The organism is Paenibacillus hexagrammi (genome assembly GCF_021513275.1).
Classification (GTDB): Bacteria; Bacillota; Bacilli; order Paenibacillales; family NBRC-103111; genus Paenibacillus_E; species Paenibacillus_E hexagrammi.
Genome location: NZ_CP090978.1, coordinates 2,761,660 through 2,781,144, shown reverse-complemented (window position 1 = coordinate 2,781,144; position 19,485 = coordinate 2,761,660). Strand labels below are relative to the sequence as shown.

The 19,485-nt window shown below is 48.9% G+C and carries 20 protein-coding genes; 7 read left to right on the top strand and 13 right to left on the bottom strand.

Annotated features, from left to right (window positions below; genetic code table 11):
* Positions 1-144 precede the first annotated feature (144 nt).
* The 6 genes from L0M14_RS12315 to L0M14_RS12290 are packed head-to-tail and all read right to left on the bottom strand — an operon-like array spanning position 145 to position 5,744.
* Positions 145-993: a dTDP-4-dehydrorhamnose reductase family protein gene (locus L0M14_RS12315; protein ID WP_235122350.1), complete on the bottom strand. Its 849-nt coding sequence runs from the start codon at positions 991-993 to the stop codon at positions 145-147.
* A complete protein-coding gene (locus L0M14_RS12310; protein WP_235122349.1) occupies positions 990-1,979 on the bottom strand; it encodes a polysaccharide biosynthesis protein in 990 nt (329 codons plus the stop codon). The genes L0M14_RS12315 and L0M14_RS12310 overlap by 4 nt, the downstream gene beginning before the upstream one ends.
* Positions 1,969-3,063 carry a non-hydrolyzing UDP-N-acetylglucosamine 2-epimerase gene (gene wecB, locus L0M14_RS12305; protein ID WP_235122348.1) on the bottom strand — a complete coding sequence of 365 codons (1,095 nt, stop codon included), beginning with the start codon at positions 3,061-3,063 and terminating at the stop codon, positions 1,969-1,971. Before wecB ends, L0M14_RS12310 begins: the two co-directional genes overlap by 11 nt.
* A gap of 18 nt (positions 3,064-3,081) precedes the next feature.
* Positions 3,082-4,035: a GDP-mannose 4,6-dehydratase gene (locus tag L0M14_RS12300; protein WP_235122347.1), complete on the bottom strand. Its 954-nt coding sequence runs from the start codon at positions 4,033-4,035 to the stop codon at positions 3,082-3,084.
* Complete coding sequence (locus tag L0M14_RS12295) at positions 4,032-4,745, bottom strand: sugar phosphate nucleotidyltransferase (RefSeq protein WP_235122346.1); 714 nt, start codon at positions 4,743-4,745, stop codon at positions 4,032-4,034. The genes L0M14_RS12300 and L0M14_RS12295 overlap by 4 nt, the downstream gene beginning before the upstream one ends.
* 12 nt (positions 4,746-4,757) lie before the next feature.
* Positions 4,758-5,744: an SDR family NAD(P)-dependent oxidoreductase gene (locus tag L0M14_RS12290; protein WP_235122345.1), complete on the bottom strand. Its 987-nt coding sequence runs from the start codon at positions 5,742-5,744 to the stop codon at positions 4,758-4,760.
* Positions 5,745-5,952: 208 nt separating this feature from the next.
* Here L0M14_RS12290 and L0M14_RS12285 point away from each other — a divergent pair, with 208 nt between their 5' ends.
* The 6 genes from L0M14_RS12285 to L0M14_RS12260 all read left to right on the top strand — a co-directional run bounded on the left by L0M14_RS12285 (position 5,953) and on the right by L0M14_RS12260 (position 10,998).
* Positions 5,953-6,702 carry a sulfotransferase domain-containing protein gene (locus tag L0M14_RS12285; protein ID WP_235122344.1) on the top strand — a complete coding sequence of 250 codons (750 nt, stop codon included), beginning with the start codon at positions 5,953-5,955 and terminating at the stop codon, positions 6,700-6,702.
* A gap of 32 nt (positions 6,703-6,734) precedes the next feature.
* Complete coding sequence (locus L0M14_RS12280; protein WP_235122343.1) at positions 6,735-7,760, top strand: glycosyltransferase family 4 protein; 1,026 nt, start codon at positions 6,735-6,737, stop codon at positions 7,758-7,760.
* 27 nt (positions 7,761-7,787) lie between these two features.
* Positions 7,788-9,542: a glycosyltransferase gene (locus L0M14_RS12275; protein ID WP_235122342.1), complete on the top strand. Its 1,755-nt coding sequence runs from the start codon at positions 7,788-7,790 to the stop codon at positions 9,540-9,542.
* A gap of 131 nt (positions 9,543-9,673) precedes the next feature.
* Entirely contained in the window at positions 9,674-10,330 is a 657-nt protein-coding gene (locus tag L0M14_RS12270) for a hypothetical protein (RefSeq protein WP_235122341.1), read from the top strand.
* A 41-nt stretch (positions 10,331-10,371) separates the two neighbouring features.
* Positions 10,372-10,770, top strand: a complete 399-nt coding sequence (locus L0M14_RS12265; RefSeq protein ID WP_235122340.1) for a hypothetical protein — start codon at positions 10,372-10,374, stop codon at positions 10,768-10,770.
* Positions 10,771-10,785: 15 nt separating this feature from the next.
* On the top strand, positions 10,786-10,998 hold the full coding sequence (locus tag L0M14_RS12260; RefSeq protein ID WP_235122339.1) for a hypothetical protein: 213 nt from the start codon (positions 10,786-10,788) through the stop codon (positions 10,996-10,998).
* 39 nt (positions 10,999-11,037) lie between these two features.
* Here the strand turns inward: L0M14_RS12260 and L0M14_RS12255 are convergent, their stop codons facing one another.
* The 4 genes from L0M14_RS12255 to L0M14_RS12240 all read right to left on the bottom strand — a co-directional run bounded on the left by L0M14_RS12255 (position 11,038) and on the right by L0M14_RS12240 (position 14,703).
* On the bottom strand, positions 11,038-11,994 hold the full coding sequence (locus tag L0M14_RS12255; protein ID WP_235122887.1) for a glycosyltransferase family 2 protein: 957 nt from the start codon (positions 11,992-11,994) through the stop codon (positions 11,038-11,040).
* A 68-nt stretch (positions 11,995-12,062) separates the two neighbouring features.
* Positions 12,063-12,314 carry a hypothetical protein gene (locus L0M14_RS12250; protein ID WP_235122338.1) on the bottom strand — a complete coding sequence of 84 codons (252 nt, stop codon included), beginning with the start codon at positions 12,312-12,314 and terminating at the stop codon, positions 12,063-12,065.
* Between the two features lie 66 nt (positions 12,315-12,380).
* Positions 12,381-12,983, bottom strand: coding sequence for an adenylyl-sulfate kinase (gene cysC, locus L0M14_RS12245; protein ID WP_235122337.1), 603 nt, complete (start codon positions 12,981-12,983; stop codon positions 12,381-12,383).
* 295 nt (positions 12,984-13,278) lie between these two features.
* Positions 13,279-14,703 (bottom strand): carotenoid oxygenase family protein, encoded by a 1,425-nt coding sequence (locus L0M14_RS12240; RefSeq protein ID WP_235122336.1) that lies wholly within the window; start codon positions 14,701-14,703, stop codon positions 13,279-13,281.
* A gap of 380 nt (positions 14,704-15,083) precedes the next feature.
* Between L0M14_RS12240 and comI the strand changes: the two genes are divergently transcribed.
* A complete protein-coding gene (gene comI / locus L0M14_RS31525) occupies positions 15,084-15,179 on the top strand; it encodes a competence inhibitor ComI (RefSeq protein WP_311198876.1) in 96 nt (31 codons plus the stop codon).
* 229 nt (positions 15,180-15,408) lie between these two features.
* Here comI and L0M14_RS12230 read toward each other — a convergent pair whose 3' ends face one another.
* The 3 genes from L0M14_RS12230 to L0M14_RS12220 all read right to left on the bottom strand — a co-directional run bounded on the left by L0M14_RS12230 (position 15,409) and on the right by L0M14_RS12220 (position 19,357).
* The gene (locus L0M14_RS12230) at positions 15,409-16,347 is read right to left on the bottom strand and encodes an L-lactate dehydrogenase (protein ID WP_235122335.1); all 939 of its coding nucleotides are present in this window, start codon (positions 16,345-16,347) and stop codon (positions 15,409-15,411) included.
* Between the two features lie 260 nt (positions 16,348-16,607).
* Positions 16,608-16,973, bottom strand: a complete 366-nt coding sequence (locus tag L0M14_RS12225; protein ID WP_235122334.1) for a hypothetical protein — start codon at positions 16,971-16,973, stop codon at positions 16,608-16,610.
* Complete coding sequence (locus L0M14_RS12220) at positions 16,922-19,357, bottom strand: glycoside hydrolase family 2 protein (protein ID WP_235122333.1); 2,436 nt, start codon at positions 19,355-19,357, stop codon at positions 16,922-16,924. Before L0M14_RS12220 ends, L0M14_RS12225 begins: the two co-directional genes overlap by 52 nt.
* Between the last annotated feature and the right edge of the window lie 128 nt (positions 19,358-19,485).

Sequence of the window (19,485 nt, the reverse complement as noted above, 5' to 3'; positions counted from 1 at the left end):
AACCTTACAAAGTGGAGCCAGACTGCCAATAAAGGTAATTGGAGGGCTCAGAAGTTTTTGGAGAAGCGTAGCGGGCGCATGTGAACAAAAATTCCCCAAGACATAGCTGTGCCTTTGGGGAATACAAGATCATGGATTGTAGGCTTAGTATGCATAAAGAGTAGGATGGTTGCTCATCCATGCATGCAGTTCTTCCATCATTTGAGGATAAGCCGCTGTTTGATAGGCAAAGTCCTCTCGCGTAGCATTCAGACTCTTGTCTGAATGAATTCCGTCGTAGGGCTCAATGGTTACCCGATCCTGGTGAAAGTGCTCCTGCATCAATAGAAGGAGCTCATATTTGGATACCTTCTCTGGAACAGAAAGGTGCAGGAGGCCTTCTATGGGATGAAGCAGGCACCAATGGATGGCTTTGGCCAGCTCGAGCGTTGTTACTCCATTCCAGTATACTCGCGTATAGCCCTGAATAATCCCGGTTTGCCGCATAAACCAATGAAACAAGCCGATGCCGTCCTCTTTCAGCTCGGGACCGATAATGGAGGTGCGCACTGTAAGGTGCGGCCCGGTTATGACTTCGCCCAAACTCTTGGTTTTCGCATAGTCCGTAAGACCATCTGCTGTATCCGTTTCGGAGTAGTCTCCTTTTTTTCCGGAAAATACGCAGTCTGTGCTGATATGAAGGAGCCGGAAGCCATAGATGGAGGCCATGTCAGTAAGAAGGTGAGGAAGAAGGCTGTTCACATAAATCGATTCTGTGCGTTTACGGCTTGCTTGCTCGTTCAAGATGCCAGCAGCGTTGATGACAACATGGGGACGAATGCGATCGAGCGCGCTTTTCAGAGCTTCCGTGTTCGTAAAGTCCATGGTTACGAATCGGCCGTGAGCCGGGATGCCCCTTGCTGAATCCCAAATCTCCCAATCTGTATTCGCTGATAAATAAGCGGATATCATGTGACCGGCCATTCCGCGACTGCCGAGTATGAGTATTTTCACGGAAGGAAGCCTCCTTCCTCCAGCATGGCTTCGATTTGCTCCGGCACGAGAAGCTCATCGTTAGAAGCGTATTCCTTCAAATTTGCTTTACTTAAGTGTGCATACTGCTTTTTTGTCGATTCAGGTGCGTGTGAGGGAAGTATGACGTAATATTGGTCACTGTATCGATACGTGCTGGGAGCTTCATGCTGAGAGATAAGCACTTCGTGCAGCTTCTCTCCGGGCCGGATACCGATCAGCATGGTGGTGACAGGGGTTCTGGCCAAACGATCAATCAGAACCTGAGCCAGGTCGGTGATCCGGCATGCTTTCATCTTCATCACATAGGTTTCACCGCCAACCGAAGTTTGAGCTGCTTGCAGCAGCAGATTGATGGCATCCGGCAAAGTCAGGAAGAATCGGGTCATATCCTGTGAAGTCAGCGGCAGGTCGCTGCCTTGTTCAATCAAGTGCTTGAAGAAAGGCACGACACTGCCGTTCGTACCGAGCACGTTGCCTCCGCGAATGCAGACGAATCGAGTTGTGTCGCTCAGATCGTTTGCTTTGATCATCATTTTTTCACCGAGGGCTTTTGTCATGCCGTAGAAGTTCGTAGGGTCGACGGCTTTGTCGGTGGAGACGTCGATGACTTTCTTCACTTGTTGGCGTATGCTTGCCCGTATCACGTTATCCGTGCCGTTTACATTGGTCTTCAATGCCTCGTCGGGTTGATCTTCACAAACGGGCACATGCTTCAGTGCAGCCAGGTGGAATACGTAATCAACACCTCGGCACGCATCTTCCATGGCTGTCAAGTCCCGTACGTCACCGATCATAAATCGAAGTGCAGGATGAAAGCCAAATTTGCGGTGCATATTCACTTGAGCGTATTCATTTCGGGAAAAAATGCGGATTTGTTTGGGCTGCTCTACTAATAATCGCTTGGTCAATTCCTGTCCCCATGATCCCGTACCGCCGGTGATGAGTATGGTTTGGTCACGAAACATAGCTTTGTCCTCCTAACACAAGATTGACAACTTTGGTAGATACATGCGGATCCAAATATCCTTCGGGCTGCGGCCAAGCATGGCGGTTATGCATCATGAGCCGAACGCTCGAAGCGATTCGCTCCGGTTCCAAGCCGGACAGCAGATTGCTTCCGCACAGCAGTGTTTCAGGCCGTTCCGTGCTTTGTCGAATGGTGACGGCAGGTATGCCGAGCAGACAGCTTTCCTCCTGTACGGTACCGCTATCGGTAATCACGCAGGCTGCATGTCTTTGCAGCTTGACGAAATCGAAGAAGCCGAACGGAGGCATAAATCGGATAAGCGGGGAGGGGGGCGTAATGCCGAGCCGGTTCAATCTCTCTTTAGTTCGCGGGTGGATACTGCAGACTACGGGCATCCGCTCACCTTCAGCGACCAGATGGAGACCTTGGACGATATCGCGAAGCCGACGCTCGTTATCCACATTTTCAGCCCGGTGGGCGGTTACCAGAATATAACCGTCTGCTTCAAGTCCCAGTTGATCAAGAATGGCGCTTTGACCAATGGGTTCTGCGTAATGCTGGATGACTTCATAGATCGGATTACCTGTCATCCATACACGCTGGGGAGACATGCCTTCGCGAATTAGGTTTTCTCTGGAGCCTGGCGTGTAAGGCATATTAATAGAAGAGATCGCATCAATCGCTCTCCGGTTGATCTCTTCGGGCACACGTGTATCGTAGCAGCGGTTGCCCGCCTCCATATGGTAGACCGGAACACCCATTCGTTCCCCGATGAATGCTGTCAGAGCGGAATTCGTATCGCCAAGCACCAGCATCCGGTCGGGCTTTTCTTTGGTGATGACTTGTTCAATTTCCGTAAACATTGCGCCGATCTGTCCGCCTAGCGAATGAGTGGGAAGCTGAATATGAACGTCCGGATGACGGATGCCCATTTGTTCGAAAAATACATCGCTCAGCGACCGGTCATAATTCTGCCCGGAATGAACCAGAATGTGTGAATCCGCATGTTGATCCAATTTCGGAATGACCAGGCTAAGCCGGATGATCTCCGGTCTTGTGCCTAGCACCGTCATAATCTTCATAGTGGAATGCTTCCTCCTCTACGGGGCTGTTGCCCTATATTCGTTTAACGTATCCAACACAGACTGCTCTAATGGAATACTAGGCTCCCAGCCGGTGTGGAGCTTCAGCTTTTCACAGCTGCCTGCAAGATGAGGGACGTCGCTAACGCGAAACCGACTTGCGTCGATTTGAATGTCAAAAGGAATGCGGGCATGCTTTTTCAACAGTTGAACGATTTCTCTGAGTGAGTAAGCATGGCCGCTGCAAACGTTATATACGGAGCCGGGAAGCGGCGACTTGGCTAATAACAGCCTGCAGTATGCGGAGGCCGCATCACGGACATCAAGAAAATCGCGCTTCGTTTCCAAGTTACCTGTCTGTAGAATGGCAGGATAGGTTCCTTTTTCCATGGCAGCGACTTCGCGTGCAAATTGAGAGCATGCACCGGCTCCGCCGCCAGGTCCTATCAGATTGAAGGTTCTCGCAATCCGGGTTGGCAGCTGATAGATTCGACCGTACATTCGAAGCACTGAGGTCATCATATGCTTGCTCCAGGCATAGGGGCTTACCGGTAGTACAGGACAGTCCTCTTTCAAGAGGGAGCCCTTAAGGTCATATTCGTAGGCTGTTCCGGCCGCAACGAACGCTTGCAGCTGGGCGGGATTGATTTGCCGCAAAGCCTCCAGCAGATACAAGGCTCCTCCTACATTGACTCCCAGAGTGTGCATTGGATCTTCGTAAGATTTCCTGACATCATTCGCTCCCGCCAAATGGACAATATGTGTAAACTCATAGCTGCGAAGCAGTGATTGGATCCCGGCTTCGTCCATCATATCTAGACGGACGTACTGAAGCCGCTCGTGCTGAAGCCGGCACGAAGAACTTCTGCCAGTACCTACGACTGCAAAGCCATCGGATAATAAAGTTTCAGCGACATGCTTTCCAAGAAAACCATTGACTCCTGTTATCAAAACCAGACCGAGAGCGGTCATGTAGCTTCACCTGGAAGTAAAGCTGTTTTCCACTGCTCAAATTGGTCATTGGCAGCCGTATAGTCTGAGATTCGTCCGATATCGAGCCAGAAGGCGTCGTTCTCAAAATGTCGGACTGAGCTGTCCGCAGCAAGCAAAGCATGAATAAGATCGGGAATGTCAAAGAATTGTTCGGTCGGAATGAAATCGACAACATCGGGGTTCATCATATAAATGCCCATGCTGACATGCGCGCTCCGCATCGGTTTCTCGATGAAATTCGTTACATATTCATTCTCTGTTTCCAGAACACCCAGTTCGATAGGGACACCTTTTTGCTGGGAAGCAATGGTAAGCAAGCTGCCGCCGGACGTATGAAATTGCATAAATTGTCTGAAATCCAGCGTAGTCAGTACATCACAGTTCATCACCAAAAAGGGTCCTGACGGACGCTGTAAACTAGCTAACGGTCCTACTGTGCCTAGGGGCTGCTTCTCGACATGGTAGCGTATGGAGACTCCCCAAGCGCTTCCGTCGCCAAAGTAGGTTTGGATCAAATCGGATAAATACCCGCATGCCATTGTGATCGATGTAAAACCGTAATGACGCAATTGTTTGACAATGATGCTCAAGATGGGTTGTTCGCCAACGGGCAGAAGCCCTTTGGGAAGCACCTTGGTATAGGGCGCCATCCGCATCCCTTTGCCGCCAGTCATAATTACTGCCTCCACAAGTAACCCTCCTTACACGACGTACTCATTCGGACGGTACAGCTCCGGATGGCGTCTCATCCATTCAATCGTCCTCGTTAAGCCTTCTTCGAGAGATATTTCAGGCTTCCAGCCTAGTACGGCAGCTGCCTTCCCGCTATCGGAGAATAATCGGTCGACTTCACTTTTCTCGGGGCGCAGTCGCTCGGTGGCCACTCGCACCGGCAGAGCTGTGCCGATGATGCGTTGGACTTTGTCCGCCAAGGCACCAATCGATATTTCCGCGCTCGAACCCGCGTTTACAACCTGACCTATAGCAGCGTCCGATTCTGCAGCGCAGCGGAAGGCACGTGCCGTGTCTTCAACAAATGTGAAATCGCGAGTTGTTGCCAGAGAGCCCAGAACAATTTCATCCCGGTGCAGCGCTTGGTTGATAATGGTCGGAATCACGGCGCGCATGGATTGCCTTGGACCATAAGCATTAAACGGACGGACAGTGACGACGGGAAGATTGTAGGAGCAATAAAAGCTTTCCATAATTTTATCCGCGCCAATCTTGCTGGCTGAGTAGGGCGATTGTCCCTGCAGGGGGTGCTTCTCGTCCATGGGTACATAACGGGCGGTTCCGTAGACTTCGCTCGTCGAGGTATGAACTAGCCGGGGAACGCCCAATTCCAAGACTGCTTGTGCGACATTTAGCGAACCGACGACATTGGTTTGCACGACATCCGCAGGATGTTGGTAGGAATAGGGGATCGCGATCAGTGCGCCCAGATGATAGACGGCATCCATTCCTTTGACTGCCCGATAGACGGCGTAGGGGTCACGCAAGTCTCCTTTGATGATCTCTATTTCTTTTTGAATATAAGTAGGGAGTGTATCCAGAAATCCATGTGAATTGGCGGAATTATAGCGGATAAATACGCGAACATTGGCTCCTTCAGCAAGTAAATGCTGCGTAAGATGGCTGCCTATGAAGCCTCCGGCTCCAGTTACTAGAACTCTTGTGCCACGAACCATGTACAGGTCACTCCTTTGCGATAGATGGTTCAGCGTATTCCTATGTTTCCGCAATGTATTGGACTAATTACCCTCTGAACTGGAAATGGGTGTCAATTTTTCATACAAGCATGCAGCTTTTTTTGAATAAAGATAGACATTTTCACAGGTTCATTATGTTCATTCATACATACCCTAAGTGTGACTGGACAAAGAGAGGAGAGGAAACATGGAGCAAGGTGAACAAACGCCTGTTATTTTATTGAACACTGTTCCCAAAAGCGGCACGAATCTGCTGAATCAAATTGTCCTGGGAGTACCGGGGACTGTCTTGCAATCTACGGTGCTTTATGAAGGTGAGCCGGAGCACATGAAGCTGCAGTTCCCGATCCTGGAGAACGCAAAGCCTAATGAAGTCTATATGGGACACTTGTATTATTCGAAGATGTGGTCGAATTTCTTGCGTGAGAAGCCGATTCGAACCGTGTTTATGATTCGTGATCTAAGGGACGTGCTCGTATCGTTGGCATATTATATCGTCAAATCGGTTCCTCATTACCCCATCTATCAGGACCTGATCTCCCTGCAAAGTCAAAAAGAACGCTACCTGCTACTTATTGATGGCATTCGGGATTATCCGAATATACGTCAGTGGTTTGCACTATTCACCGGGTGGCTGCATGAAGATGACGTACTGACCATCACTTATGAACAGCTCATGACCTCAGCTGAATCAAGGAAACGGACGATCCTGCGGATTGCTGAGCACATTTGGAAGGACCGTACTCCGACGATGCCGCTGGAAAAACTGGCCAATGAGATGGAGAAGAACATTGACAGCAAAGTTTCCTCTACATTTCGAAAAGGTGTAGTAGGCGGTTGGAAAGAGGAATTTGATGAGGAAGTGAAGATGAGGTTTACGCAAGTTGCCGGTGAACTACTGATTCAAACCGGATACGAAAAGGATCTTAACTGGTAACGAATTGTATCTGAATGGTGAGGGGAGATTCCATGAAAATCGTCATGCCTGTAGCTGATTTGCATATTGGCGGCGGATGTAAAGTGCTGGTCGATATCGCTGGCGCATTAACGAAGAGAGGTCATGATGTGGAAATCGTCATTCCTAAGTCCGGAACAGTTAAATATCCGATTCCATGTCAGCTTACGGTTGTTCCCGCTTTAACGCACGAAACGATTCCGTATGGAGATCTTGTACTGCCTAACTTTTATACGACTTTTTTTCCCGCCTATCAGGCGTGGCCGGAGCAGTGCGTGCGGTTAAGTCTTGGATTTGAACCGCTTTGGGTCCCTGCCAAGGAACAGGCACTTTGGACCTATATGCAAGGTGTTCCTGTTATTAGCATTTCAAGATGGCTGGATGATCAGATCTATCGGCATACCCGGAAGCGCAGCACGGTTGTGTCGTTAGGTGTGGACCCTGCCGTATTTTTCGCTGACCCTGCTCGGGCAGCTGCACGTGCTGCTGATCCAGATCGGCACAAGATTATTCTCTACATCGCTAGAGCTGCGGAAGATGGGTATGCGCTGAAGGGCTTCAATGACTTCAAAGAAGCGATGCAGATTGTGCATCGAGAATGGAACGGATCGTTCATGATTCATCTGATTTGTCCGGATCGTGCGTTATCCGTTCCCGGCTTACATCAACAGGCCTTTTTTCCGGCGAATGAATATGAGATGGCCGAATTGTACCGATCATCCGATGTATTTGTCTCTTCCTCATGGTTTGAAGCCTTCTCACTTCCTCCCTTGGAGGCAATGGCTTGCGGGACCCCGGTTGTCACCACCAACTCAGGAGGCATTATGGATTTTTGTACCCATATGGAGAGTGCGTACGTCACGGCACCTCAACATCCAAGGCGGCTTGCCCAGGGAATCTGCGCGGTGCTTAGCGACAAACAACTTGCCTCGAAGCTGGCTCACGGAGGTAAGCTTAGCGCTGAGCGCTTAACGCATAGTCGCTTTGAAACGCATATCGTGGACGTATTGGAAGAAATCTCTTCCCGCAGAAAGTGGTAATTACAGTTAGGTTAGGGGAGATTGGTTTTGCAAACTTATCCGAAGGTATCGATCATTATTCCTTTTTACAACTGTCAATATGTCGATCAAGCGATTGAGAGCGCGCTAAACCAAACGTATCCGAACATTGAAGTGGTCGTTGTGAACGACGGTTCGATCCGGTATACGGACAAAATTAGACCTTACAAAAACAGAATTCGCTATGTAGAAAAAAGCAATGGAGGTACGGGGAGCGCTCTGAACGCCGGTATTCGGCAGGCTAGCGGTGAATACTTCTCGTGGCTTAGCTCGGACGACTTGTATGAGAAGGACAAAGTAGCCAAACAAATCGCTTATATGCAGCAGACTGGAGCTTCTGCCTGCTACAGCTCCTATGTGCACATTGATGCCCAAAATCAAGTGATCAGCGGCCCTGCCGGAATTTATTATCCGAACAAAATGGAATTTTACCGTACGATGCAGCGAGGTTGTTTCATTAACGGATGTACCGTCATGCTTCGAATGGATGTGTTCCGCCAAGTCGGTTTGTTTAATGAATCACTGAAATACACGCAGGATTACGATTTATGGATGAGGGTTTTGTTTCATTTTGATTTTGAGTACCTAAACGAACCGATTGTGAAATACAGGGTACATGAAGCAATGGGGACGAAAAATTTCGAGCCTGCTATTCAAAAAGAAATTCTCAAGGTTCAAGCTACGTATTACCAAGCATTGGAGCAGCGCATTGCGAAAGAGCGTCTCACCGTCATCATTCCGATTCTGACCTTAAGCATGGGAGGAGCCCAACGAATGCTGGCCGAACTTGCCAATGGGCTAACCAGGCTCGGGCATCAGGTCATGATCCTTATGCCGCAGAACGGTGCGATCGAATACTCCATTCAAGCCAAAATTGTGCGAACCCGGCAGCCATACACGATTGAAGAGCATGACTACCCTTATGGAGATGTAATTATCTCCAATTTCTATTCCTTAGTACCTGCGGCCGAATCAGCTAGCCGAAACGGGAAAGGCGTACATGTACGTCTTAGTCTGTGCTACGAGCCCACTTTTCTGCCCGATAATCATATCACATTCCCCACCTACCACGTTACGAAGCATCTCATCGTGTTATCCAGCTGGCAGCAGCAGCTGATCAAGCTGAATCATGGCATCGAAGGTCATATCGTCCCTGTAGGCGTCAGCTCGAGCTTTACCAACTACCGAATTCGTAAACCGCACGAGCAAATTCAAATTTCGGCTATTCTTCGCATCCCCGAGGGCGGTTATTCCTGGCACAGAGAGCAGAGCTACTTGGTTGAACAATTGGAAAAGGTGCACAAAGCTTATCCGCAGGTGCGAATTAATTTATTCTCGCCCCCTAATGAATTTGCAGCATCCGTTATCCTAAAGCAAATCAAGGCAAGCCATCCGGCGTTTCGATATTTAACTCCTGCCAACGATACAGAGCTCTGCTATCACTATAACGAAACGGATATCTTCGTTAATTCTTCTACCTACGATACGGCTTCGCTGCCTGGACTCGAAGCGATGAAGTGCGGAGCCGCCCTAGTGTCAACTTATGGTGGAGGTAATCTCGATTACATCCGTCATGAGAAGAATGGTCTGATGTCTTACCGATTCGAGCAGCGGCTGGCTAGTGATGTTATCCGCTTGATTGAGAACCCCACACTGCGTAATCAACTTGCTGAGGCAGGCGAGCAGGAGGCGAAGCAGTGGACATGGGAACGCAGTGTCCATGCCTTTGAGAAGGCGCTCAGACAAATTGCAGAGAAGAACTGACGGCTTGCCCATAGATTTAGGTGACGGTCTAGGACGAGATCCGCCGTTTCTGAGTATGATGTAAGGGTGTTGAAAGGGAATGAAATCCAAATGCATCCAATGAAATCCAACACAATTTCGGAGGTGTCCTCATGATCAAAGCTTCAAAGAAAGCATGTTCAGTTAACAAACACAGAAAGCATACCAAACACAGTGAATGCTCGCCGAAGAGACGCGGCACTGGGAAAGTCAAGCACGCTTGCCATCAAGGTAAGACTCGCCGGAGACGTCCAGTCCATAAAGTAACGAAAGTGGTAAAAGTAACTCCCTATGTCAATGTGAATTCCCCGGAGGTCAATCTCACGACACCGCCACCTACGGTCAACGTATCCACGCCAACGCCGGAAGTGAATGTAACGACGCCTCCGCCGACGGTTAACGTTGAGGCTCCAAATCCAGAAATTCATGTATCCACATCGCCGCCGATCGTGAATGTAACGACGCCTGCGCCTGAAGTTACCGTAAGGACCCCTGCTCCGATCGTCAATGTGACGGTACCGGAGGATGCATCCATACGAGGCCTAAGATCTCAGCTTAGAAGATTTGTCGGTGAGGAGATCGAGGTGTTCAATGCAGGCGGAGCCGGAGCTGGAGGAGAACCTCCAAGCAGAATTGGAATTCTGGAAACCGTCAGAAAAGGGACCATTACGATTCGTCCAACAACCGATAATTCCCCTGAGCAAATCATTGTCTTCTCCATCGCACAATTGATCGGATTCCGTCCTATCGTTACCGTACCGACTGCGTAAACATCTGGAAGACGGTTTTACAGACAAAAGGAGGCCTAGGAATGAACGATGTTATCATGATCGTGGCAGGTGTCTCGTATTCGTCCAAAAGCTGCGTGATCAGCTGCTTTGACAGCACTGTCGACCTGCCGATTTTGCAAATAGGAGCTCACGCATCTCAGGTAATTAAGGAACTGCTGAACGAAGGCTTTGAAGTGTATTCCACATTCGGTAATGGAAACTCGATTACGTATCTCTTGATCAGGGAAGAAGAGGATCCGCCGTCAGACGGCATATTAGCCGGTCTCGTCAACCGGATTAACACCTTGATCACCGTGTTCACAGCAGCCGGTGCGGAGAGTGGAACCCTTACGATGATCGGTACGGATTTCATTGAGCTGCAAGGACTGAATGGTGACCTGATTCTCATACCTGCCGTAAGTATTCTAGCGTATATCTAAAAGGGAGGCGAACTCATGTCATTTGTTGAAATGTTAACGGCATCCATCGGAAAAACCGTTGAAGTGATCCTGGTCGATCAGATGTTTATTGGCGTACTGACTACGGTTAACAGCTCAAGCTTGACGTTGGAAGGCAGCGGTGGCCAGTATTATTATTATGATTATGGACCGTCCAATACGGTAACGATATCGTTGCCCCAAATCCAATCGGTTCATATTATTTCCTAAGTGCTTGGGCCGGGATCCGACTGATGCTGGATTTCCCGGTCATTTCTTCTCTATGTTCGGCTCGGCCCATTGAGCCCACTGCGCATATTTGGCTGCATTCAGCTTCGTTATGCTTGAAGGGCGGTTTCTTCGATGATACAAGGCAGAAGGGATATAAACCTCTTCGTTGTCCTTGGTCAATCGAAGAATAATTTCCAAATCCTCGTAAAGTCTCCCATCGAATAAACTCTCCGTATTCCAGCCTCCAATTTGTCGCAGCGCCGATATCCGATAGCATCTGGGAATGACCGGAGCTGCTTGCTGTATCAAGGTTTTCCTCTGGATGTGCGGAGTTCCTTTGCGCAGTCCTCGGAACAGCAGCTGCTTGCGGGGTCTTTCCAGCCAATCGTAATGATCTCCGTGAAGCAAGGCTGTTTCTGCCGAGGCTGCCCTAATGACATGGATCAGCTTTCGAATGCAATCAGGAGGCAGCCAGTCGTCCGCGTCCAGCTCAAGGAGCCAGTCGTTCGAAGCGATTTGTATGGCCTTGTTCAAGCAGTTAGACTTCCCTTGGTTGCTCTCATTGGAAATGATCGTAATGCTGGGGTGATTCCTATAGGAATCGAGCACTCGGCTCGTTGAATCGGTAGAAGCGTCATCAACAATCAGGAGCTTCCAATGGAAGCAATCTTGAATAAGGACGCTGCGGATGGCCCAGGGCAAGTATTCAGCGTTGTTGTAGGTGCAGATGACAATGCTAATGCTTATACACGGTTGTTCTGGATTATTCGCTAAGGCTTCCATGTTACTGTGTGCGGCTAGTATCGGATGGATAAGGGACCACTGCTCCTGAGCGCGCTCCCAAGACGGCGTTCTAATCACAGGAGAGTGCCACTTGACACTGGATACATGCTGCCATGTCCACTTCGATTCTAATTGATATTTCATATCCATGCATACATAATCCATAAATGGAAGCCGGTCGGCTTCTGAAAAAGCGGGCTGCCCGTTCTTCATCACAGCGCTCGTTCTCCAAACGAGAGGACGAAGTGCTCCTGAAAGCTCTTCATGCTCCCGCTCATAGATCAATCCGCAGATATGATCGGGCAGCTCCTGCAGTTTAGCTTGCAGTTCGGAAAAAAAGAGGCGTGAAACCAGTCACCGGCTTGAAGGGTAAGAAAAAAGGGCTGATCATATCCGCATAAAGCTTGATTCATTCGCTCACCAGGACGATCTACAATCGGAACAATGGACCAACCAGGGACTATCCGCGCAAGGTTGGCTGCGGTTGATGCTGCTGCCGCAGCATGCAGCGCGCCTAATATAAAGATAAGCATATGCTCGACTCCTGCATGACAGATAATGTGCTATTGTAACGTATGCGGATTCCCTGAACATGGTGCTCAAAGAGTCATATAACCATGGTCAATGAGATAGCGGATGATCTGGTCGACCGATTCCTCCAGTGTTTGCAGATGAGAGGAAACCGTAATCTCAGGCGTGAGCGGTGTCTCATAAGAGGCGGAAACCCCCGTGAACATGCGGATTTCTCCGGCTCTAGCTTTCTTATATAAACCTTTCGGATCTCTGCTTTCGCATACCTCGATGGGGCAATCTACATAAATCTCTACAAATTCCCCTTCTTGAAATTTCGAACGCGCCAGCGCGCGGTCTTCACGGTTTGGAGAAATAAGTGTAAGGAGGGTAATGAAACCGGCATCCATCATGAGCTTGGCGACCTCCGACGCCCTACGGATATTTTCACTTCGATCCTCGGGTGAAAAGCCGAGATCCTGATTAATTCCGTGGCGAAGATTGTCCCCGTCCAAGACATAGGCATGAATGTGCCGTGCATACAACTGCCGTTCCAGCTCGAAGGCCAGCGTTGACTTTCCTGATGCTGATAGGCCAGTAAACCACAGAACACAGCTTCTATGCCCGTTTAACACATTGCGAGTTTCTCTGCTAATGGAAGCTTCGTGCCATCTAATGTGTGCAGGTTTCAAGAGAAGTCCCCCCAGCAAGTTATAGTCTTCTATTTAGTATATGCTAGAGTGGATCAAGCTGTTCTGGACCGATCTCCTTCCTTTATGCGGAAAAAATGCTGTGCAGCAAGTTGATCTCACGAGACCTGCAGAAGCCTCATTCGATTTATTCATTCATGGAATCTTTATAAGAAATAAGAGAGTAGCTGTGTGTTTTGTAGAGTAAGAAGCGTACGAGAGGATGGATGGGATGGAAAATCGCTGCCTAAGGAAGCATGCATCGGCAGCGATTGAGGATGGTAGGGAGGTGTGTTTCTCAGTTGGCAGCCAGCTCTTGCTTTTGCTCAAATAATTCGTCAGTAAACATTCCATGGAAGCCGAAAGGTACATGATGGGGAACGGCTGCTCTGCCGATTTCCGTGAAGGTCTGTGCATCCAGGATGAGCAGGAAGGAGGAACCTTTAGCCCCGTCAAGCACAACGGACAAAATAACACCTTCATCTTCCTTGGAAGCAAGCGGCTTCTCCGAGAAAATAGGCTCTCCAGGGTAACAGCCCGGTTCGCGCCAAATTTTCGATTCACCTGAGACGGTATCGACTTTCACTAATTGATTGGCATATTTCTCGGGATGTTCATTGCTAGTACTGATCCCATACGCATAACGGTACGCCGTTCCGCTAAATTTGGCATAGTTCACTGTCGGCAGGTCGACCGACTCGGGAGTCAAGATTTCATAACGGGCTGTTGTCGATGTGAAGGGAAGCGTATATCTGCGGAATTGAACCGGATTACGGTCTCCTGCGCTCGAATCCGTTAATTTGCTGACCTGCAAGCTGCCCACGATGTTGGCATTGCGGCTCGCACATACATCAAGAACGAGGCCTCCATCGTACTCGAAAGCATTCACATGATGGAAGGAGAAGAAAGCTTCACCTTCGAAGGTTTTCACAAGCGCTCCATCGGACTTGCGAACGACGAAGAATTTGGTTCCTTGTTCAGGCTTCCAACGGAAATTCTCGATGAACGACTTCCCACTGGTCATCATCTCCTGCGGATTTACGACAAATGGGAATTCGGCCAAAATCACATAATGTTCCGTATTCCCGAAACTGTGAATGTAGGAAGGCTCAGCGGTCTCCACTGTGCACATCAATTCGCGCTTTCTGGAATGGGGGGCGATCGAATACAGGTGATACGTACTCGCTTTGCCGAATTGAACAGTAAAATTGATATATCTGCCAGTTGTCAGGTCGTAATGCGGATGCGCCGTTGTGAAATGTCCACCAAAGCCGTCACCAAATTCGAAGACACCGTTCGTTTCCAAGGTATGGGGGTCAAACTCAATAACACCGGGAGATTCCGTCAAGGCAACGAAGCGGTCATCGATTTTTCCGATGCTGACATTGGTGTTATTACCTCCTTGCACCTGTTTGCCCGCTGAGCTGCCGAAGCCCGAACCGAGTTCTCCCGTTGTCATAGCCAATTCGTAAGCTTTCGTTCGCAGAAAGCGATTCGAATATCGAACTTGGCCACCCGCGATAACAAATTTATGAATCATGGCGAGACCGTCGAACCAATGCGTATGCCAGCCTGAATCTGTTGTAAATTTAGCCGGACCGTTGCGGAACAGCGTGCCGCTCAGCCAACCGGGAATCGAACCTGATACTTGTAAGGGAACATTGTCCGTCTCTTTATCCAAATTGGTAAAACCGACTTTAAATAATTGTTCGTTTATCATCATTCAAACCTCCATAGGTATAGGATAGGGGGAGCAGTTCAGCTGGATAATTCACACGGCATTACAAACCGACCTGCGGTATGTTTTTATTATTACAGACCAACGGTCGGTATGTCAACCCTCAAAGTTTAAGGATTTGTAAATGCAGAACTGCATTTTGAGGAACACCATAAGGTCTTAAATGGATTCTCTGAGCTTATGTTAGATGTTTTCGGCGATAAAGGGGTGCATGTAAAAGGTCCTTTGCTCCTATTTTTCATCGTATAGAACGCAAGAAAAATGGCGAACGAATGTTCTGTTCATTCATAGGTTGATATGGTAGAATGTGAGAGTACAATTGAATCTTGGGTGGGCATGGTTTCCCTTTGAAAGGAGGTGAGGCCATGGAGGTTAAAGATGCAATCCAGATTATGTTCTTATTTGGAATGTTTATTCTTGCTCTTTTAACTTATATCAATGCGAGCAACAAGAGAAAGTAAAAACCCACCCCAAGGTTGCGAGCCGAAGGTGGGTTTTTATTGCCTGGAACTTAGAAGGAATAAACCATCCAAGCCAATTGTATAGCCGAGTGTTTGCCGCACTCGGTTTTCTTATATAAATCATAACATAACTTCAAGACGCTGAAAACCGAAAAAACTTAACTTGTTTCCGCTGAGAGGGTTATTTGACCAAGCAAGGCTGATAAATCACTCTTCCAACATATGCGCCTTAACCAGATGCGCTCGAGATCACGCTGCAACAATTCCTGAATTTTTCTTTCTCCGATTCATCAAGCTGCAATTCCACAACTTCCTTAACGCCATCTCTACAGATGATAGCCGGGACACCGACAGCAACATCGGTTTCACCGTACTCGCCATCTAAAACAGCAGACACGGCTAAGATTCGATGGGTATCATTCAAAACGGAACGCGCAATGAAGGCCAGAGCATTGCCAATCCCGAAGTAGGTCGAGCCCTTGAGATTAAAAATCTCCCAGCCTGCAAGCTTAGTTTGTTCCGCTAACTGGTCTAGATTGACTTGACCAAATCGCTGCTGATGCTGATGGATGATCTGCTGCAGCGGTTTTCCTCCAATTGTCACGTGTGACCAGGCTACGAATTGGGATTCGCCATGTTCGCCAAGCACATAGCCTTGGACGCCTTTCGGTTCAACAGGGAAGATTCCGGATAAAATCTGTTTCAGTCTTGCGCTGTCAATTGAGGTGCCGGTTCCAAGCACCCGATTCCGCGGCAGTCCGGACAATTTCCAAACGGCATATGTAACGATATCTACAGGGTTGGTCGCGACGAGGAAGATGCCGGTAAAGCCGCTGTTCATAATTGGCCCAATGATTTCCTTCATGATCTGAATGGACGAGTCCATCAGTTCAAGCCGGTTTTGCCCCTTGAGGACGCTTGCTCCCGGAGTCAAGATGACAACGTCCACATCCCCGCATTGCTCGTAGCCGCCTGCATATACTTTGGTCCATGATTGCGTGAAGTCCATGCAGTGAGAGAGGTCCAGCGCTTGGGCCTTGGCGAGTTCCGGTGATCGGTTAATCAGCAGCAATTCCTCGCAAAAGGATTGATTGATAATCGCGTACGCACAGCTTGAGCCAACTAAACCCATCCCCACAATCGCTACCTTCCTGGGCTTCCAAGCCATAAGTACCAGCCTCCTCCAAACTTACCTTAAGTACTACATCATATTGGTTAGGGCTTGTCTTTGTGACTATACCTGACATGAAGCTGTGGAAGGGTGAAGATGTGATAAATTTGATGACATGTACTTGCTGTCGATACGGTCTATGGCTCCTGAACCTCCGAGGACGATGGCTCTTATTCCTTGGATGTGCTGCAAACTGTCAACTATAAAAAAAGACCGGCAGAATGTCTCTGTCCGACCTTTTATCTGAAAGGATAAGATCAATGATAGCGAATGCAAAGATCAATCGGGTAACGTCCGGCATTGCGGCCATAAAGTGCAATTCCGCCTTCATCGGCCTTCAATTCAAGTGTGAAGCGGCGGTTTCGATCCAATCTAGCTGCCAATCGGCTTGGTACTCTTACCTTGCATAAATATCCGTATGAGCCCGCTTCATCAAGCAAGTCTACAGCAGGCTGGTAGTGCCGAGAAAGCACACCCCGGCAATCCGCAGGATCATCCGGAAGAACGAATGAGCCGATGCATTCGCCGTCGATCAAGACGTTAACGCGAGATTCATGCCGCTCGTCATCGGTCATATAGTACGTGTTCGGGTTATACTCAACATTCGCCGAAGCACCATGCATAAAGCTGATGTCATGCTGACGAAGAACCGCGCCTTCCACGTTGCGTGCCTGCAACCGCTTCGCGCTGGCCTCGAAGATGACTTCAACTTCACCAATGACATTCTGATCATCTTGACTAGGCAGTTGAATGTCATAAAGGAGAGAGCCTTCTTTACCGCCGTTAACTTTGGCTCCTTGAATCGCGTTCCATTCATAGGCAAATGAATGCTCTTTGAAGTCTGCGACAGGCACAGCTGCAAGCTGCCATCAACATCATACCTGCAGGCGGAACCACTGCGTACATCGAAGGTTATAAAGTTTCTCATCAAGCTGTGACCTGCGGCATCCAGCAGCCGGATGGCGAGGACAGCAACGGCGTCCTGTGCCGGCATTTTCACATGCAAGGGGTTAAGCTCACTTACGCCGTATGAATTCCAAGTGATATGTTCGACCCCACGGTTCATGACGGTTCGCGTTCCTAAGTTGTCGTACCATAATTCCCAAGCAAGCTGCAGCTCTTGTCCGTGATGCTGATCCGAGAAGCTGGAGCGGAGGAGAGGTATGGTGACCATTGCAGAGGCATCGACAGTCTGGCAAGGAGGTGCATCAATCACGATAAAATCCGGTGCGTGCAGGTCTGCGATCGTCATTCCGGGCACAAATGCGTCAAAGCCAAAATCTTTATCCGAGCCGTCCAAGCGGTAATAGCCGTTAAACTCATTGGTCACATCCCGAAATTCGGTAAATACGAAACCGCAAAGCTTATCATACTTACGGAATTCATTCATCATATAGCGGTAATGCCATGCCAAATCGCTGTCGCCAGCACCGCCTTTAATGCCCCATACATTCCCGCACTCGCTGTTCATAAGTGGCGCGTTAGCCTGTACGTTCCCGCCGATATAGTTTTTGGCGGAGCCGGGGAAGGTGTTGTCCGTCACGTCCTTCAGATGGTCCCGCAGCTGTTCATAGCCATTGATATAAAAATGCCATGTATTGAGATCCGTCTCGACATGATCTTGATTGCAAGGGGAATTGTCCTCTACGATTCGGGTGGGGTCCAGTTGCTTCGCCCATTTGTAGATTCCGCGAACCCATTCCTGTGTAGCCGGCAAATAGTTATGAGGATGCTGCTGATCCCCCGTAAGTCCAGCTGCTGCACTGTCTGTCTTAAGGCCCCAAGTTTCATTAAACATCACCCAAGAGAAGATAGAGGGGTGGTTACAATCCCGTTCGATGACTTCCTGGGCTTCAGCTTCATACGAAAGCCGCGCTTGTTCATCCGGATTGCCCCAGAAGCAAGGCATATCCTCCATGACGAGAATACCCAGTTTATCCGCCCAGTACAATTTGCGCGGCTCCTCCGGCTTGATATGGATGCGGACAAAGTTTAATCCAAGCCGCTTCATTAAATAGATTTCATCACGCATCTCATCGTCTGTCGGGTAAGTGAAAAATCCACTAGGGTGATATGACTGATCCAAGGTACCGTTCAGGTAGACGGGCTTGCCGTTCAGGGTGATCCAACGATAGGTTCGACCTTCATGGAGGACGGTACCAATCTCGCGTATGCCAAAATAAGTGCGGACCTCATCCCTGCCGAAAGAGCCCTCCAACAGTAGCTGTCCTTCATACAAATAAGGAAATTCAGGACTCCAAAGCTTCGGCTCCTTGACCAAAAATTCCGTAGTGATTTCGTTCTCGCCGACGCTCAATTCAAGCTCTTCACGATGCAGTACCGCACCTTCATCGAACGAAAAGCTGATCGTCGCTTTACATGCGCTGTTTGAATGCACCTTAGCTTTCACTTGTATCCGGCCGCTTATTGAAGTGGTGAACTCAGCATGCCGCACATACGTTTGAGGCCTTGCTTCTAGCCAGACCGTTTGCCAAATGCCGCGGATTTCTCCATAGCCCTGCTTACCGCGTGCTTGAAAGTCATGGTCGAAGTCTTCGGTCCGGACGACGATCGTGTTCTCGCCGGATACCTGCCACACATCCGTGACATCGAATTCGAAGGTCCCGTAGCCTCCTTGATGGGAACCGACAGGCATACCATTGATCCAAACCTCGCATGAATAGTCAACAGCACCAAAACGAAGGAAAATGCGGGATTCAGCCTCGCTTGGCTGCCACTTCACCCTGCGGCGGTACCACCCGATGCCCTTGTCACTACGGCCGATACCCGACAGAGGGCTGGCCCATGAGAAGGGAACAATAATGGTTGAATCGAAAGCGATTTCATTGCTGCTATACCATGAGTTCTGTAAGCCGACTTGCTCATGGTCGAACTGGAAGGACCAGCTGCCGTTCAGATTGAACCAATCCGACCTTTCCCAATCGGGACGCGGATATTCAGGTCTTGGAATGTCGGTAGTTAGGGATGCTGCTTCTGCCAAATGCATAGCGTGTGCACAACCTTTCATTTTGTGGAATTGGCACCATTCTAACATTAGTATTTAAAATACGCAATACACATTATAGTTTTACAATACATAGGTTTCGATGTACACTAAAGGATAAGAACTCTAAT

What these genes read in the sequence shown, in the direction of transcription:
- L0M14_RS12290 (WP_235122345.1), bottom strand. Translation starts at nt 5,744, where the DNA reads ATGGTTCGTGGCACAAGAGTTCTAGTAACTGGAGCCGGAGGCTTCATA.
- L0M14_RS12260 (WP_235122339.1), top strand. Translation starts at nt 10,786, where the DNA reads ATGTCATTTGTTGAAATGTTAACGGCATCCATCGGAAAAACCGTTGAA.
- L0M14_RS12280 (WP_235122343.1), top strand. Translation starts at nt 6,735, where the DNA reads ATGAAAATCGTCATGCCTGTAGCTGATTTGCATATTGGCGGCGGATGT.
- comI (WP_311198876.1), top strand. Translation starts at nt 15,084, where the DNA reads ATGGAGGTTAAAGATGCAATCCAGATTATGTTCTTATTTGGAATGTTT.
- L0M14_RS12300 (WP_235122347.1), bottom strand. Translation starts at nt 4,035, where the DNA reads ATGACCGCTCTCGGTCTGGTTTTGATAACAGGAGTCAATGGTTTTCTT.
- L0M14_RS12270 (WP_235122341.1), top strand. Translation starts at nt 9,674, where the DNA reads ATGATCAAAGCTTCAAAGAAAGCATGTTCAGTTAACAAACACAGAAAG.
- L0M14_RS12225 (WP_235122334.1), bottom strand. Translation starts at nt 16,973, where the DNA reads ATGCATGGTGCTTCGGCGAATGTTGAGTATAACCCGAACACGTACTAT.
- L0M14_RS12255 (WP_235122887.1), bottom strand. Translation starts at nt 11,994, where the DNA reads ATGAAGAACGGGCAGCCCGCTTTTTCAGAAGCCGACCGGCTTCCATTT.
- L0M14_RS12285 (WP_235122344.1), top strand. Translation starts at nt 5,953, where the DNA reads ATGGAGCAAGGTGAACAAACGCCTGTTATTTTATTGAACACTGTTCCC.
- wecB (WP_235122348.1), bottom strand. Translation starts at nt 3,063, where the DNA reads ATGAAGATTATGACGGTGCTAGGCACAAGACCGGAGATCATCCGGCTT.
- L0M14_RS12230 (WP_235122335.1), bottom strand. Translation starts at nt 16,347, where the DNA reads ATGGCTTGGAAGCCCAGGAAGGTAGCGATTGTGGGGATGGGTTTAGTT.
- L0M14_RS12250 (WP_235122338.1), bottom strand. Translation starts at nt 12,314, where the DNA reads ATGCTTATCTTTATATTAGGCGCGCTGCATGCTGCGGCAGCAGCATCA.
- L0M14_RS12310 (WP_235122349.1), bottom strand. Translation starts at nt 1,979, where the DNA reads ATGTTTCGTGACCAAACCATACTCATCACCGGCGGTACGGGATCATGG.
- L0M14_RS12220 (WP_235122333.1), bottom strand. Translation starts at nt 19,357, where the DNA reads ATGCATTTGGCAGAAGCAGCATCCCTAACTACCGACATTCCAAGACCT.
- L0M14_RS12265 (WP_235122340.1), top strand. Translation starts at nt 10,372, where the DNA reads ATGAACGATGTTATCATGATCGTGGCAGGTGTCTCGTATTCGTCCAAA.
- L0M14_RS12240 (WP_235122336.1), bottom strand. Translation starts at nt 14,703, where the DNA reads ATGATGATAAACGAACAATTATTTAAAGTCGGTTTTACCAATTTGGAT.